The organism is Sphingomonas azotifigens NBRC 15497, from assembly GCF_002091475.1.
GTDB classification, from domain to species: Bacteria; Pseudomonadota; Alphaproteobacteria; order Sphingomonadales; family Sphingomonadaceae; genus Sphingomonas; species Sphingomonas azotifigens.
This window is the reverse complement of sequence record NZ_BCTR01000006.1, coordinates 18,913-34,647: the sequence shown is the minus strand read 5'-3', so window position 1 is coordinate 34,647 and position 15,735 is coordinate 18,913. Positions and strand designations below refer to the sequence as shown.

The window sequence follows — 15,735 nt, the reverse complement described above, 5'->3', positions numbered from 1 at the left end:
CGGTGCCCCCCCCAACCATCACCGGTGGGCGCGACGATCCCGCTTTGCGCCCGCAGCCGCTTGATCCCCCCTGCCCTTGCCCCTAGACGCTGCCGGGAACCCACCTGTCTCAGGAAAGCGAGCTTATGGCGAAGATCAAGGTAGCAACGCCCGTCGTGGAGATCGACGGCGACGAAATGACGCGGATCATCTGGGAATGGATCCGCGAGCGCCTGATCCTCCCCTACCTCGACATCGATCTGAAATATTACGACCTCTCCGTGCAGAAGCGCGACGAGACCAACGACCAGATCACGATCGATTCGGCCAACGCCATCAAGCAGTACGGCGTCGGCGTGAAGTGCGCGACGATCACCCCGGACGAGCAGCGCGTCGAGGAATTCAGCCTCAAGAAGATGTGGAAATCGCCGAACGGCACGATCCGCAACATCCTGGGCGGCGTGATCTTCCGCGAGCCGATCGTCATCTCGAACGTGCCGCGCCTGATCCCGGGCTGGACCAAGCCGATCGTCGTCGGCCGCCACGCCTTCGGCGACCAGTACAAGGCGACCGACTTCAAGGTGCCCGGCAAGGGCAAGCTGACCATGAAGTGGGAAGGCGAGAATGGCGAGACGATCGAGCACGAAGTGTTCGACTTCCCGCAGGCCGGCGTCGCCATGGGCATGTACAATCTCGACGAGTCGATCCGCGATTTCGCGCGCGCCTCGATGAACTATGCGCTCGGCCGCAACTGGCCGCTGTACCTGTCGACCAAGAACACGATCCTCAAGGCCTATGACGGCCGCTTCAAGGACATCTTCGCCGAGGTGTTCGAGACCGAGTTCAAGGACCAGTTCCAGAGCGCCGGCATCGTCTACGAGCACCGCCTGATCGACGACATGGTCGCCTCGGCGCTCAAGTGGCACGGCGAATTCGTCTGGGCCTGCAAGAACTATGACGGCGATGTCCAGTCGGACCAGGTCGCGCAGGGCTTCGGCTCGCTGGGCCTGATGACCTCGGTGCTGATGACCCCGGACGGCAAGACGATCGAGGCGGAAGCGGCGCACGGCACCGTCACCCGCCACTATCGCCAGCACCAGCAGGGCAAGGCGACGTCGACCAACCCGATCGCGTCGATCTTCGCCTGGACCGGCGGCCTCAAGTATCGCGGCAAGTTCGACGGCACCCCCGAGGTGACCCGCTTCGCCGAGACGCTGGAGAAGGTGTGCATCGAGACCGTCGAGAGCGGCAAGATGACCAAGGATCTCGCGCTGCTGATCGGCCCGGACCAGGCCTGGATGACCACCGAGCAGTTCTTCGAGGCGATCCGCGTCAATCTCGAGACCGCGATGGGCAGCTGGCAGTAAGCCGCTTCCCGCTACGTAATGCTACGGAAAAGCCCGCCATTGGCGGGCTTTTCTACTTGCAATGCCGGGCCTCGCATCGTCTCTAGGGGGCATGACCGAGCGAGCAAAACCCGCCACCGGCCATCGGCCTTTCTGTTCCTCCCATTCCCGCCCCGCGCCCGCACCTCGCCACCGGGACATCACATGCTGAGTCTGTCCAATCACGGCTTCAGCGACACGTTGGTGGTCCTCGGCGCGGCCGGCCTCGTCATCCCCGCCTTTGCGCGCTTCCGCATCAGCCCCGTGATCGGGTTCATCCTCGCCGGCCTGCTGGTCGGGCCGTTCGGGCTCGGCAGCTTGGTAGGCAAGGCGCCCTGGCTCTATTACCTCACCATCTCGGACGCGCACTCGATCGAGCCGTTCGCCGAGTTCGGCATCATCCTGCTGCTGTTCTCGATCGGCCTCGAGCTCTCGTTCAAGCGGCTATGGGCGATGCGGTCGCTGGTGTTCGGCACCGGTGCGGCCGAACTGTTCGGATCGGGACTGATCCTGGCCGCGCTCCTCTACCTGACCGGGCTCAGCACCGGCGGCGCGATCGGGCTGGGGCTTGCGCTCGCGCTGTCTTCCACGGCGCTGGTGATTCCGATCGCCGGCACGACCAGCCCCGTCGGCCGCGCTGCCTTTGCGATGCTGTTGTTCGAGGACCTGGCGCTGGTGCCGATCATCTTCGGCCTCGGTGCCATGGCGCCCAATCCGGATGGCGCTGGGCTGACCAAATTGCTGATGACGCTGGGTATCGGCGCGGCGACCGTGGCTGCCCTGTTCATCGGCGGCCGGATCGTGCTGCCGCGCATGTTCGCCCAGGCGGCGCGGACCAAAAGCCCCGAACTGTTCCTCGCCGCCAGCCTGCTGGTGGTGATCGTTGCCAGCCTCGCCACTACGGCGGCCGGGCTCTCGCCGATCGTCGGCGCGCTGATCGCGGGCCTGCTGATCGCCGAGACCGAATATCATGGCGAGGTCGAAGCGATCACCGCCCCGTTCAAGGGGCTGGCGCTTGGCGTGTTCCTGCTCACCGTCGGCATGCAGCTCGATCTCGGCTTCGTCGCGGCAAACTGGGCGGCGCTGCTCGGCGCCAGCCTCTTGGTGATGGCGGTGAAGGTAGCGGTGACGACGGCGCTGCTGCGGTTTTCGGGCGCTCGCATGGGCACAGCGGCGGAGACCGGCGTGCTGATGGCAAGCCCCTCCGAGACCACGCTGATCGTACTCGGCGTGGCGGGCGCGGCGGGGCTGATTGCGCCGGCCACCGCCGCCTTCTGGAGCGCCGTCACCGCAATCGGCCTCACCGCGACGCCGCTGCTCGCCCAGGCCGGCCGCAGGGTCGCGCGCAGGATCGAAGGCAAGGACGGCGCGCTGATCGCCGATGAGGATCTCGCCCCCGTGCAAGGCGGCACCGTCGTCATCGGCTTCGGCCGGGTCGGCCGCACCGTGGCGGATATGCTGCGCCGGCACGACAAGCCCTATGTCGCTGTCGACGCTGATATCGACACGGTGGTGCGCGCCCGCCGCGCCGGCTTCCATGTGCTGTTCGGCGACGTGACCCGCAGCGAGCTGGTCGACCAGCTCCAGCTCGGTCGCGCCCGCGCGCTGGTGCTGACGATGGACGATCCAGTGCTTACCGTGCGGCTCACCAAGCGGGTGCGCGGCTGGGTCCCGAACCTGCCGATCATCGCCCGCGCGCGCGACGCCGGCCATGCCGCCGAGCTCTATCGCGCCGGCGCCACCGATGCCGTACCCGAGACGCTGGAGAGTTCGCTCCAGCTCTCCGAGGCATTGCTGGTCGATCTCGGGCTCGGCGTCGGCCCAGTGATTGCATCGATCCACGAAAAGCGCGACGAGATGCGCCGCTCGATCAAGGAAGCCGCCGGGCTGCAGCGCGAACCGCGCCTCAACCGGTCGCGCCTGAACCCGAGCACCGAACCAACCGAGGCCTGAACCTGATGCTGCTTCCCCTTGCCCTTGCCCTGCTCGCGCCCGTGCAAGCCGATTCCGTTCCCGATCCGCTAGCGCCAGCCAAGGCCGGCAGGATCCGCTGCGTCGATCCGGATCGTACCGCCCGCACCTGCAGCACGATCGTGCGCTATACGCTGCGCGGCGACGGCGCGTTCGACGCGCAGGTGACCGGTGTGGTCAATCGCGATCCGCTGATCGTACTGGAATATTCGACATTTGGGCAAGTTCGCGACGGTGCGGTGTGCAGCCGCATCCGCCCGGCCGATATCAACGCCGGCAAGCTGACGAGCAACGGCACCGCCCTCAGCCCAGCACTGGAAGCCAACACGCGAATGAAGCTGATGGATGTGCTCCAGCCGCTGGCCGGGCATGAGCGCTGCTATCGCGATTCGGGCGCGGGGGAACTCTCCGTCAACGTGCTGATCGACGGGCTGCTGCGCCCCGACATGGCGCAGACCGCGATCTGGGTGCTGCCCGAGGACGGCTACGCCCCCGGGCGCTGACCCTCTGAGGATCAGGCGGCGACGGCAGCCTCTGCCAGCGCCGCCTTCACCGCCGCGAGCGCATCCGCGCCCTTGGCACCGTCCGGACCGCCGCCCTGCGCCATGTCCGGACGGCCGCCACCGCCCTGGCCGCCGAGCACGGCGACGGCGACCTTCACCAGGTCCACCGCGCTGACGCCGATCCCGTCGGACACGCCGACCGCGACCGAGGCACGGCCTTCGTTCACCGCCACCAGCGCGACCACGCCGCTGCCGATTCGCGCCTTGGCCTCGTCGACCGCGCCGCGCAGCGCCTTGGCTTCCAGCCCATCGAGCACCTGGCCGACGAAATTGATGCCGTTCACCTGTTCCGGACCCGCCGGGGCAGCCCCCGCCCCGCCGCCGAGCGCCAGCGCCTTCTTGGCCTCCGCCAGCTCGCGCTCGAGCTTGCGGCGTTCCTCGACCAGCGCCGCGACACGCGCGGGCACGTCGTCGGGCGACGTCTTGAGCGCCGCCGCAGCCTCACGCAGCCGCTCGTCGCGAGCGTTGAGCCAAAGCCGCGCGCCCTCGCCGGTCAGCGCCTCGATGCGGCGCACGCCCGAGGAAACGGCGCTTTCGGAGATGATCTTGAAGATCGCGATGTCGCCCGTCGCATTGACGTGCGTGCCGCCGCACAGCTCGACCGAGTAGGACGCATCCTCGCCCAGGCCCATCGAGAGCACGCGGACCTCGTCGCCATACTTCTCGCCGAACAGCGCCATCGCGCCGGCGGCGATCGCATCGTCCGGCGTCATCAGCCGCGTCTCGACCGTGCCGTTGTGGCGGATCTGCGCGTTTACATCGGCCTCGACCAGCGCGATCTGCTCGGGCGTCAGCGCCGAGGGGTGCGAGAAGTCGAAGCGCAGCCGCTCGGGCGCCACCAGGCTGCCCTTCTGGCTGACATGGGTGCCGAGCCGCTTGCGCAGCGCCGCGTGCAGCAGGTGCGTCGCCGAGTGGTTGGCGCGGACCTGGTCGCGATGCTCGACATCGACCGAGAGGTGCACCGCGTCGCCCACGGCAACCTCGCCGCTCTCGATCTTGGCGTGATGCGCATGCAGGCGGCCGAGCGGCTTCGACGTGTCGTCGACGAGCGCGCGCAGCTTGTCGTTGCCGATCACGCCGACATCGCCCATCTGGCCGCCGCTTTCGCCATAGAAAGGCGTCTGGTTGGTGAGGATGGTCACGGTGTCGCCGGCAACTGCCTTCTCCACCCGCGCGCCGTCCTTCACCAGTGCCACCACCTGGCCCTCGCCCTCGGTGCTGACATAGCCGGTGAACTCCGTCCCGCCGAGCTCGTCGGCGAGGTCGTACCACAGCTCTTCCGACGCCTTCTCGCCCGAGCCCTTCCAGGCCGCGCGGGCGGCGCGCTTCTGCTCGGCCATCGCCGCATCGAAGCCGGCGCGATCGACGCCGATCTCATGCACGCGGAGCGCGTCCTCGGTCAGGTCATAGGGGAAGCCGAAAGTATCGTAGAGCTTGAACGCGGTCGCACCGGGCAGCGTGTCGCCGGCCTTCAGCCCCACCGTCGCCTCGTCGAGCAGGCGCAGGCCGTTGGCGAGCGTCTGGCGGAAGCGGGTTTCCTCCTGCAGCAAGGTCGCCTCGATCAGCGGCTGCGCGCGAACCAGCTCGGGATAGGCGGCGCCCATCTCGGCGACCAGCGACGGCACCAGCCGGTGCATCAGAGGATCCTTGGCGCCGAGCAGATGCGCATGGCGCATCGCGCGGCGCATGATGCGGCGGAGCACATAGCCGCGGCCCTCGTTCGCCGGCAGCACGCCGTCCGCAACCAAAAAGCCCGAGGAGCGCAGGTGATCGGCGATCACGCGGTGGCTGGCAACCTGCTCGCCGGTGGCCGAGGTGCCGGTCAGCGCCGCCGACTGGTCGATCAGCGCCTTGAACGTGTCGATGTCGTAATTGTTGTGGACGCCCTGGAGCACGGCGGCGATGCGCTCCAGCCCCATGCCGGTGTCGATGCTCGGCCGCGGCAGGTCGCCGATGATCTCGTCATTTTCCTGCACGAACTGCATGAAGACGAGGTTCCAGATCTCGACGAAGCGGTCGCCATCCTCCTGCGGAGAGCCCGGGGGGCCGCCATAGATGTGCTCGCCGTGATCGTAGAAGATTTCCGAGCACGGGCCGCAGGGGCCATCCGCGCCCATCGCCCAGAAATTGTCCTTGGTCGGGATGCGGATGATCTTGTGATCGGGAAGCCCCGCGATCTTCTTCCACAAGTCGAACGCCTGGTCGTCGGTGTGGTATACCGTGACCGTCAGCTTCTCGGCCGGGATGCCCCATTCCCTGGTGAGGAGCGTCCAGGCATGCGTGATCGCCTGCTCCTTGAAATAGTCGCCGAACGAGAAATTGCCGAGCATCTCGAAGAAGGTATGGTGCCGGGCGGTATAGCCGACATTGTCGAGATCGTTATGCTTGCCGCCCGCGCGCACGCACTTCTGGCTGCTGGTCGCAGTGCTGTAGGGCCGCGATTCCAGGCCGGTGAACACGTTCTTGAACGGCACCATGCCCGCATTGACGAACATCAGCGTGGGATCGTTGTGCGGCACCAGCGGCGCGCTGGGGACGCGGGCATGGCCCTGGCCCTCGAAATAGTCGAGAAACGAGCGGCGGATATCATTGGTCGACGTCATGAGGCCGACTTAGGGGCGAGCGGGCTTTCGCTCAAGCGAAACACGTCGATTGACGCGATCGTTCCTGATGCGCGATCAGACGCGGTGGATCCGACACCAGTTCACGCCTGGGCGAGCGCAAAGCCCTCGTTGATCCAGCCGGTGATCCCGCCAGCCATCAGCTTCACCGGGCGCCCAAGCTGCGCCAGCCGCAGCGCCGCCCGGGCCGCGCCGTTGCAGTGCGGCCCGGCGCAATAGACCACGAACAGCGTATCCGCCGGCCATGCCGCCAGCTTCGAGGCGATGATTTTGCCATGGGGCAGGTTGATCGCGCCCGGCACATGCCCCTTGGCGAACAATGCCGGTCCGCGGACGTCGAGCAGCACAAAGCCGGGGTCGCCGCTCGCCAGCGCGTCGTGCGTGTCCCAGCAATCGGTCTCGTAGGCGAAGCCGGCGGCAAAATGCGCCGCGGCATCGGCACTGGGCGCGGCGGGAATGGCGGTCACGGCATTGGTCATCGGTGCAAGGCCTCCTTTAGGGGACCTTATCGCCACGCATTTCATCACTCGCCAGCGGCAGCTTTGCCGATTATCGAAAGGATTATGCCAAGCGCATCGCCCCGCCCCAACCGCCGCGTCGTCGCGCTCGCCTATCCCGGGCTGTGCGCCTTCGAATTCGGCATCGTGGCCGAAGTGTTTGGGCTCGATCGACCGGAGATGGGCACGGACTGGTACCGCTTCGGCGTTTGCGCGGAGAATGCCGGGACGCTCGCGACCAATGCAGGGCTCAGCGTCACGGTCGAGCACGACCTTGCGATGCTGGCCACGGCGGGAACGATCGTCATCCCGGGCTGGAGGAGCGACGGTGCGCCACCCTCGCCCACCCTGCTGGAAGCGCTGCGGGCGGCGCATGATCGTGGCGCGCGGCTGGTGACGATCTGCTCGGGCGCCTTTCTGCTCGCTGCGACCGGGCTCCTCGACGGTCGCCGCGCGACGACGCACTGGCGCTACGCCGAGCGGCTCGCCGCGGCGCATCCGGCGATCACGGTCGAGCCCGACCGCCTCTATGTGGAGGACGGTGCGCTGTTCACCTCGGCAGGGTCCGCCGCCGGCATCGACCTGCTGCTCCATCTGGTCCGCCAGGATTTCGGCGCCGATGCCGCCAACAGCGTCGCCCGCCGGATGGTCGTCGCCGCGCATCGCGCCGGTGGACAGGCGCAGTTCATCGAACGCCCCGTGCCTAAGAGCCCGGACCATCGCTTCGCCGCGCTGCTCGATCGCATCCGTGCCGAGCCCGCACGCGCCTGGACGATCGCGGAGATGGCCGCAGCGGCGATCCTCAGCCCGCGCACCTTCGTCCGCCGCTTTCGGCAGCTGACCGGCACTACGCCGGGCGCATGGCTCGTCGCGCAGCGTCTCGATGTCGCGCGCGTCCTCCTGGAGACCAGCGATCTGGCGATGGAGCAGGTCGCCGAGCAGGCCGGCCTGGGTACCGCCGCCAATCTGCGGCTGCATTTCGGCCGCCAGCTCGGCATTCCACCCGGCCAGTATCGTCGGCAGTTCCGGGCGCAGGCGGCTCGACCTGCGCGGATCAGCCCATCGGCTGATCGATCGAGACCGGCGGCGCACTGAACCATTTCGGCCCCGCCTCGGTCATGTGGAAGCAATCTTCCAGCCGCACGCCGAAGCTGCCGGGGATGTAGATGCCGGGCTCGTTCGAGAAGCACATGCCCGACGCGAGCGGCGTCTTCTCGCCGCGGACGAGGTTGACCGGCTCGTGCCCGTCGAGCCCGATGCCGTGGCCGGTGCGGTGCGACAGGCCGGGCAGCTTGTAATCCGGTCCATAGCCGAGCGAGGCATAATAGCCGCGTACCGCGTCGTCGACGCTGCCCGCCGCCGCACCGAGCTTGGCCGCGGCGAACGCCACCTGCTGGCCCTTCGCCACCGCGTCCCACACCTTGCGCTGCTGCGCGCTGGCGGCGCCGTGCACGAAGGTGCGCGATACGTCCGACTGATAGCCCATCACGTTGCACCCGCAGTCCATCAGCACGATCGCCCCGTCGCTCACCGGCGCGGGCGTCTTGGTGCCGTGGGGATAGGCGGCACCCTCGCCGACCAGCACCATGCTGAACTCGGGATCGCCGCCGAGCTTGCGCGTCGCCGCATCCATGAGCTGCGAGACGTCGCGCTGGCGCATGCCCTTTTCGACGCGTGCATAGACAAAGCGATAGGCGGCGATGGTGATATCGGTTGCGAGCTGCATCAGCGCCAGTTCGGCCGGGCTCTTGATCATCCGGCAGCCACGCACGACCGGATTGGCCGAGGTCACCCGCAACCCGTTCTTCTGCAGCCCGTCGACCGCGAAATAGCGCACCGTTTCCTCGATCCCGACCGGGCGCCCAGCCAGCTTGCGGTCCTTGAGGAAGCCGGCGACGATCTTGAGCGGATCCTCGTCTTCCTGCCACACCCGCACCTCGGCCGGGATCGCCAGCGTCTCGCGGGTGCGCGGCTCCTCGAAGAACGGCGTAACGATGCACGGCTCGCCCTCGGCCGGCAGGACCGCCGCGGTCAGCCGCTCGCTGCGGCCCCAGCGGATGCCGGTGAAATAGACGAGGCTCGCGCCGGGCTCGATCAGCACCGCACCGATGCCTTTCGCCTGCATCAGCGCCTGCGCCCTGGCCAGCCGCACGCGGCGCTCGTCGGCACCGATCGGCCGGGCATTGCCGGTCATGTCCTGCAATTGCGCGAGGTCCGGTTCGGCGGCGCGGACAATGGCGGGCAGCCCCAGCAGCGGCAGCGCCGTCATGCCGCCCAACAGATTTCGCCGCGTCGTTTCCCAAGCCATCCTGCTGCGCCCTCGTCTTATGTGACCAAATCGGGTAGGACGAAGCAGGGTTTGACGGCAAGCACTTCAAGCGCGTCGAAAAGGGGTTTGATCTGCCATGCGACTCATTGCGCTCACGCCAGCACTGTTGCTGCTCGGCGCCACCGCGGCGCCGGCACGCCTGGAAACCGCGCCGGCGTTCAGCCCGCGCTGGTGCGGCGACGCGATCGAGACCGGCGAGCACCCCAAGATTCTCAGTGGCTATGGGCCGGGAGGCTTCGAGGTGCGGACGCACAGTGCCGAGGCGCAGGCCTTCTTCACCAACGGCATGCAGCTTGCCCATGCCTTCGCCCACAAGGCCGCCATCGCGGCGTTCCAGGAATCGCGCCGGATCGATCCGGACTGCGCGATGTGCGCCTGGGGCGAGGCCTATGCCGCGGGCCCGACGATCAACTATCCGATCGACGACAAGGAGCGCGCGCGCCTTGTCGAAGTGAGCGCAACCGCCGAGCGCCTTGCCGCCACCGGTCCCGAAAAGGAGAAGGGCCTGATCGCGGCGATGAAGCTGCGCTATACCGGCAGCGCCGATCAGGGAAACCGCGCCTTTGCCGATGCGATGGAAGCGCTTGCAAAGACCTATCCGGACGATGACGCCATCGCCACGATCGCGGCGGATGCATCGCTGGTCGCCTCGGGCGAGAATGCCGTGCTGGCGGCGCGGCCGGTCGCGCTGCTGGAAACGGTGCTCAAGCGCAGTCCGGACTATGCGCCTGCCATCCACTTCTACATTCACGCGACCGAGATTGCCGGCTATCCCAAGCGCGCCGAGCCCTATGCCGATCGGCTGGGCAGCATCGCACCGGCTGCGAGCCACCTCGTCCACATGCCCTCGCACACTTTTTACTGGGTGGGCCGCTACGAGGACGCAGCGGTCGCCAATCTGCGCGCGGTCGAACTCGGCTTCGCCAACGCGCGCCGGCTGAACCTGGCCGAGCCGGACGGCGTGTGGACGCTCGCCTATCACGCCCACAACGTCCAGTTCGGCATCGGCGGCGCGCTGATGGCGGGTGACGGGGTGCGCGGCCTCGCCATCGCCCGGCCGCTCGTCGCGATGGGCACGCGGGCCAAGAAGCTCGATCCGTTCAAGCAGGCGGTGCTCGGTCAGGGCTATATCGCCCTGGCGCGTTTCGCGCCCCTCGACGAGGCGCTGGCGATCCCCGCCCCGCCCCAGGATGCGACGCTGGCGCAAGCCTTCTGGCACTATGCGCGCGGCGAAGCCTATGCCCGCGCCGGCCGACGCGCCGAGCTGGAGGCGGAAACGCGGGCGCTGCCCGGCAAGATCAAGCCCGACGGGCTGGAAGGCAGCGCCACCGCCGCCGTCCGCCTCGCGCGTCTGGTGCTCGAAGGCCGCGCGGCCATGCTCGACAACCGCCCGGATCGCGCCGCCAAGGCGTTTGCCAAGGCGGCGGCGATGGAGGAAGCCAAGCCGCTCGCCGAATGGACCGATCCGCCATTATGGTGGTATCCGGTCCGCCGAGATCTCGCCGCGGCGCTGCTCGCGCAGGGCAAGACGCGGGAAGCATTCGCGGAAATCGAAGGCTCGCTACGCCATCGTCCGCTCGATCCGGTGGCGCTGGCGACGCGCGGCCAGATCCAGGCCAAGCTGGGCAATGCGAGCGCCGCAAGGCGGGATCGCGCCGCCGCCTTGGCGCGCTGGCAGGGGACTGCCGTCACGCTCGGTTAACCCAGCGGGCTTGACCCGGGCCCAACAATCCCCTTCCCTCCCGCGACGATTCTTCGGGGAGCAAAAGTGGGTAAACGACTAACCTGGTTCATCCTTGCGGCGCTGCTGCTGGGCGGACTGATCGGCTGGGGCCTCAACCTCGGCTATGGCGGCACTGCCGCAGGCAAGGCGACGCTGGCGTCGATCGCCTATGGCCTCGACATCCCCACCCAGATGTTCCTCCATCTGATCAAGATGATCATCGCGCCGCTGGTGGTTTCCACCCTCGTCGTCGGCATCGCGCATATGGGCGGCGGCGGCGCGATCGGCCGTGTCGGGCTGAAGGCGTTCTTCTGGTTCGTCTGCGCCAGCCTGGTCTCGCTCACACTCGGCCTGCTGCTCGTGAACCTGCTCCAGCCGGGCACCGGATTGCACCTGCCACTGCCGCCCGCCAATGCCTCGAGCGGCGTCGACCGCACGGCCTTCGACGCCGCCAAGTTCTTCACCCATATCGTGCCGACCAGCGCGATCGAGGCGATGGCGAGCAACGACATCCTCCAGCTGGTGATCTTCTCGCTGTTCTTCGGTGTCGGCATGGCGGCGGTGGGCGACAAGGCCAAGCCGCTGCTCCAAGGGCTCGAAGCGCTGGTCTCGGTGATGCTTACCGTCACCGGCTATGTGATGCTGTTCGCGCCGGTCGCGGTGTTCTGCGCCGTCGCGCGGACGCTGGCTACCCAAGGGCTGGGCGTGGTCGGCGATCTCGCCTTCTTCATGGGCAGCTTCTATATCGGCCTTGCAGCCCTTTGGACGGTACTGCTCGGCGCCTGCTTCCTGGTGATCGGGCCGCGCACCGGCCTGCTGTTCCGCTATCTGCGCGATCCGATCCTGCTCGGCTTCTCGACCGCGTCGTCGGAAGCGGCCTATCCGCGCACGCTCGATGCGCTCGATCGGTTCGGCGTGCCGCCGCGCATCGCCAGCTTCGTGCTGCCGCTCGGCTATTCGTTCAACCTCGACGGCTCGATGATGTACATGACCTTCGCGTCGATCTTCATCGCGCAGGCTTACGGCATTCATCTCGACTGGGCGACGATGATCCAGATGCTGCTGATCCTGATGGTCACCAGCAAGGGCATCGCCGGCGTGCCGCGCGCCAGCCTGGTGGTGATCACCGGCACGCTGGCCCATTTCAACATCCCCGAGGCAGGCGTGCTGCTGATCCTCGCGGTCGACCATTTCCTCGACATGGGCCGCACCGCGACCAACGTCGTCGGCAATGCCGTGGCAGCGGCCGTCGTGGCGCGGTGGGAAGGCAAGCTCGACGATCCCGACGAAGCCGAACCGGCGGTGCGGCCGCTCCCCGCCGGGGGGCCGCACGATGCCGAGCGGTTCGAGGATTATGCCGGGCGCTGAACGCACCCGGCGAGCTTACGCATAGGCGTACGGCCCGCCCGCCTTCAGCGCCCGCTGATAGGCCGGGCGGGCATGGATCTTCTCGAGGAACGCCGCGATGTGCGGGCGGTCATCGAGAATCCCGGCACGCTTGACGGCCGCCTCGATCGGGAAGCTCATCATCACGTCCGCCGCGGTGAACTGGTCACCGGCGAACCAGGGGCGGCTGGCGAGCTCGCCCTCGACATAATCGAAATGCACCTCGGCCATCGGGCGGAACTTCTTGAGGCCGAGCTTGCCGAAGATCGGCACGCGGGCGAGCACCAGCATCACCAAGAGCGGCGGCATCAGCGATCCCTCGGCATAATGGAGGAAGTGGCGGTAGCGCAGCGCATCCTCGCGGTTCGCCGGGGCGCCGAGCTTGCCCTCTGCCTTGTCGACCAGATATTGCAGGATCGCACCGGTTTCGGCGACCACCGTGCCGCTATCCTCGATCACCGGCGACTTGCCAAGCGGATGAACTTTCTTGAGTTCGGGCGGGGCGAGCATTGTCGCCTTGTTCCGCTCGTAGCGCTTCACCTCATAGGGAAGCCCCAGTTCCTCGAGCAGCCACAGCACCCGCTGCGAGCGGGAATTTTCGAGATGGTGGACGATGATCGTCAAGTCGGCCCCTCCGGTCGGCGCGGCATTCGCCGTCGCTTGCTGCACAAGCTTGCAGCTTGCGCGACGGCGGTGCGCCGCGCAAGCTGGGCTGGTGCCGGTCAGGCGAGCGTGCGTACCTTGGGCTCGCGATCCCAGTAGCGCCGCTTTGCCGCTTCGACGAAGCCGGCGAGATCGGTAACGCCCTCGTCCGCCTCCACACCCGCCTTGTCGAGCAGCGGCTGGGCGGCGGCATTGGCACCGATCGCCTTGAGATGGCCGAATGCGTCCATCACCCACTGCACCGCCGCGCCCTCCTTGACGAGCTTCGCCGCGGCTTGCTCCGAAAGGATCACCGCGCAGGCGTCGACCGTCACCGAGGGCTGGCCGAACAGCTGCGCATCGGCGGCGATCTTCGAGCCGTCCGAGAGCGGCACCGCGCCCACCTTGGGCGCGATCGTCATCGCCTTGCCACCGGCCGCCTCGATCGCGTCCTTGAGCGTCGCGAGGTCGTCCGCATCGGTGCCGTCGGCGATCAGGATACCGACAGTCTTCCCCTCCACCGTGTGCAGTTCGCGCGGGCCGCGGATGATGCGGAGCGCGGGCGACGGCTCCATGTCGAGCACCGGCGCTGCCGTCGGCGCGGCCTCGGGGAGATCCATCGCCAGACCATCGGCGACGCGCTGCGCCAGCGTCTCATCGACGTTACGGAGGTTGGCCATCACCTGCACCCGGACATGCTCAAGGCTGACCTTGGACAGCTCGAACACCAGCGCCGAGGCGATATGCGCCTGCTCGGCCGGGTCCATCGAGCGGAAGAACAGCCGGGCCTGGCTGTAGTGGTCGGCGAAGCTCTCCGGCCGGATGCGAAGCTTCTCGCCCTGCTCCTCCGACGGGAAGGTCTTGTAGCCCTTTTCCGGATCCTCACGCGCGCCGCCTTCCTCGCCGGCTTTGGCAAGGCTGTTGGGCTCGTAATTGGCGCGCCCCTTGGGCACCGCCATCTGCATAAGGCCGTCGCGCTGCTGGTTCAGGAAGGGGCAGCCCGCCGCCGCCGCACGACCCTTGGCGCTGTTGATCGGCAACTGATGGAAATTGACCGAGCCGAGCCGCGACAGCTGGGTGTCGGTATAGCTGAACAGCCGGCCCTGGAGCAGCGGATCGTTGCTGAAGCCGATGCCGGGGACGACATGGGCAGGCACGAACGCGGCCTGCTCGGTCTCAGCGAAGAAATTGTCGGGATAGCGATCGAGCACCATCCGGCCGACAATGCGCACCGGCAGCACTTCCTCGGGGATCAGCTTGGTCGCGTCTAGCACGTCATAGGGCTGGGCGTTGGCGAAGTCCTCGTCGAACAGCTGCACGCCCAGTTCCCATTCCGGATAATCGCCGCGCTCGATCCGCTCGAACAGGTCGCGGCGCTGGAAATCGGGATCGGCACCGGCGATCTTCACCGTCTCGTCCCAGATCGTCGAAGCGAGCCCCGCCTTGGGCTTCCAGTGGAACTTGACGAAGGTGCTCTTTCCCTCGGCATTGATGAAGCGGAAGGTGTGGATGCCGAAGCCTTCCATCGTCGCGAAGCTACGCGGCAAGGTGCGGTCCGACATCGCCCACATCACCATATGGGTGGATTCGGGCATCAGGCTGATGAAGTCCCAGAAGGTGTCGTGCGCGGTCGCGGCCTGAGGATAGCCGCGATCGGCCTCCATCTTGGCGGCGTGGATCAGATCGGGGAACTTGATCGCGTCCTGGATGAAGAACACGGGAATGTTGTTGCCGACCAAGTCCCAATTGCCCTCGCGGGTGTAGAATTTGACCGCGAAGCCGCGCACGTCGCGCGGCGTGTCGACCGAACCGGCGCCGCCCGCGACGGTGGAGAAGCGGACGAACACCTCGGTGCGCTGGCCCTTCTTCTGGAACAGATCGGCGACGGTGATGTCGGCGAGGCTGTCGGTGCATTCGAAATAGCCGTGCGCGGCCGAGCCGCGGGCGTGGACGATGCGCTCTGGGATGCGCTCGTGATCGAAATGGTTCATCTTCTCGCGGAAGATTTCGTCCTCGATCAGCACCGGGCCGCGGGCGCCCGCCTTCAGCTGGTTCTGGTTGTCGCTGATCGGCGTGCCGTGGTTGGTGGTGAGCACCGGGTGCTCGGCATCGGTCACCTGGTGGGTCTCGCCCCCGGCGGGGGCGTTGCGGCTGTTCTGATCGGTCATGGGGAGTCCTCGCAAAGCGTGCGAAGGCCCAACGAGCCGTGGATCAAGCAGTTGCGCCAGATTTGGGGTCCATGTCGATTTCGGTCGTGGCAGAGGTGCTAGCCGCCGCAACAGCGATCAGCGCCCGCAGCGCCGGTTCGTCGCCCGAAGCAATGGCGCCCAGGCAGACATAGCGCCCACGCCGCCCCTCACCCCGCAGCAATCCCGCCGGGTCGGGTAACCGGGCCCCTTCGGCAAAGTGGAGCAGCAGGTTGGGCGGATCGAGGACCAGCCGCAGTACCGCCGTGCCCCCATCCGACGGGCCGCCACCCGACGACGTGTAGAGAAACATCCGCCCAGCCCCGCGCGCGGCTACCCGCTCCACCGCCTCGGGCCATGCCGACTGCAGCAAGGCCCGGGCAGCAGCGAGGCGGGTGGTGAGGTCCGCCGAGGACGCGGCATCGCACGCCTCGGCCGTCCCCGCTACGGCGG

The 15,735-nt window shown here is 67.6% G+C and carries 12 protein-coding genes; 6 read left to right on the top strand and 6 right to left on the bottom strand.

The window, feature by feature from the left end:
• The first annotated feature begins 125 nt into the window (after nt 1–125).
• From SAZ01S_RS03085 to SAZ01S_RS03075, 3 genes are all read left to right on the top strand, one after another.
• Nucleotides 126–1,346, top strand: a complete 1,221-nt coding sequence (locus SAZ01S_RS03085; protein WP_064312683.1) for an NADP-dependent isocitrate dehydrogenase — start codon at nt 126–128, stop codon at nt 1,344–1,346.
• Between the two features lie 183 nt (nt 1,347–1,529).
• Complete coding sequence (locus SAZ01S_RS03080; RefSeq protein ID WP_084579951.1) at nt 1,530–3,317, top strand: cation:proton antiporter domain-containing protein; 1,788 nt, start codon at nt 1,530–1,532, stop codon at nt 3,315–3,317.
• A 5-nt stretch (nt 3,318–3,322) separates the two neighbouring features.
• Entirely contained in the window at nt 3,323–3,838 is a 516-nt protein-coding gene (locus tag SAZ01S_RS03075; RefSeq protein ID WP_084579949.1) for a hypothetical protein, read from the top strand.
• Nucleotides 3,839–3,849: 11 nt separating this feature from the next.
• Here the strand turns inward: SAZ01S_RS03075 and alaS are convergent, their stop codons facing one another.
• Nucleotides 3,850–6,501 carry an alanine--tRNA ligase gene (gene alaS / locus SAZ01S_RS03070; protein WP_084579947.1) on the bottom strand — a complete coding sequence of 884 codons (2,652 nt, stop codon included), beginning with the start codon at nt 6,499–6,501 and terminating at the stop codon, nt 3,850–3,852.
• Nucleotides 6,502–6,602: 101 nt separating this feature from the next.
• Nucleotides 6,603–6,998, bottom strand: a complete 396-nt coding sequence (locus SAZ01S_RS03065; RefSeq protein ID WP_084579945.1) for a rhodanese-like domain-containing protein — start codon at nt 6,996–6,998, stop codon at nt 6,603–6,605.
• An 84-nt stretch (nt 6,999–7,082) separates the two neighbouring features.
• Between SAZ01S_RS03065 and ftrA the strand changes: the two genes are divergently transcribed.
• Nucleotides 7,083–8,111: a transcriptional regulator FtrA gene (gene ftrA, locus SAZ01S_RS03060; RefSeq protein WP_084579943.1), complete on the top strand. Its 1,029-nt coding sequence runs from the start codon at nt 7,083–7,085 to the stop codon at nt 8,109–8,111.
• Here the strand turns inward: ftrA and SAZ01S_RS03055 are convergent.
• Nucleotides 8,071–9,324: a M24 family metallopeptidase gene (locus SAZ01S_RS03055; protein ID WP_084579941.1), complete on the bottom strand. Its 1,254-nt coding sequence runs from the start codon at nt 9,322–9,324 to the stop codon at nt 8,071–8,073. The genes ftrA and SAZ01S_RS03055 overlap by 41 nt on opposite strands.
• A 97-nt stretch (nt 9,325–9,421) precedes the next feature.
• Here SAZ01S_RS03055 and SAZ01S_RS03050 point away from each other — a divergent pair, with 97 nt between their 5' ends.
• The gene (locus SAZ01S_RS03050) at nt 9,422–11,047 is read left to right on the top strand and encodes a hypothetical protein (RefSeq protein WP_084579939.1); all 1,626 of its coding nucleotides are present in this window, start codon (nt 9,422–9,424) and stop codon (nt 11,045–11,047) included.
• Nucleotides 11,048–11,113: 66 nt separating this feature from the next.
• Nucleotides 11,114–12,436: a dicarboxylate/amino acid:cation symporter gene (locus tag SAZ01S_RS03045; RefSeq protein WP_084579937.1), complete on the top strand. Its 1,323-nt coding sequence runs from the start codon at nt 11,114–11,116 to the stop codon at nt 12,434–12,436.
• A 15-nt stretch (nt 12,437–12,451) separates the two neighbouring features.
• Here the strand turns inward: SAZ01S_RS03045 and SAZ01S_RS03040 are convergent, their stop codons facing one another.
• The 3 genes from SAZ01S_RS03040 to SAZ01S_RS03030 form a co-directional block, all read right to left on the bottom strand.
• Entirely contained in the window at nt 12,452–13,078 is a 627-nt protein-coding gene (locus SAZ01S_RS03040; RefSeq protein ID WP_084580076.1) for a glutathione S-transferase family protein, read from the bottom strand.
• A gap of 98 nt (nt 13,079–13,176) precedes the next feature.
• A complete protein-coding gene (locus tag SAZ01S_RS03035; RefSeq protein WP_084579935.1) occupies nt 13,177–15,264 on the bottom strand; it encodes a catalase in 2,088 nt (695 codons plus the stop codon).
• A gap of 43 nt (nt 15,265–15,307) precedes the next feature.
• A complete protein-coding gene (locus tag SAZ01S_RS03030) occupies nt 15,308–15,595 on the bottom strand; it encodes a hypothetical protein (RefSeq protein ID WP_245824543.1) in 288 nt (95 codons plus the stop codon).
• Between the last annotated feature and the right edge of the window lie 140 nt (nt 15,596–15,735).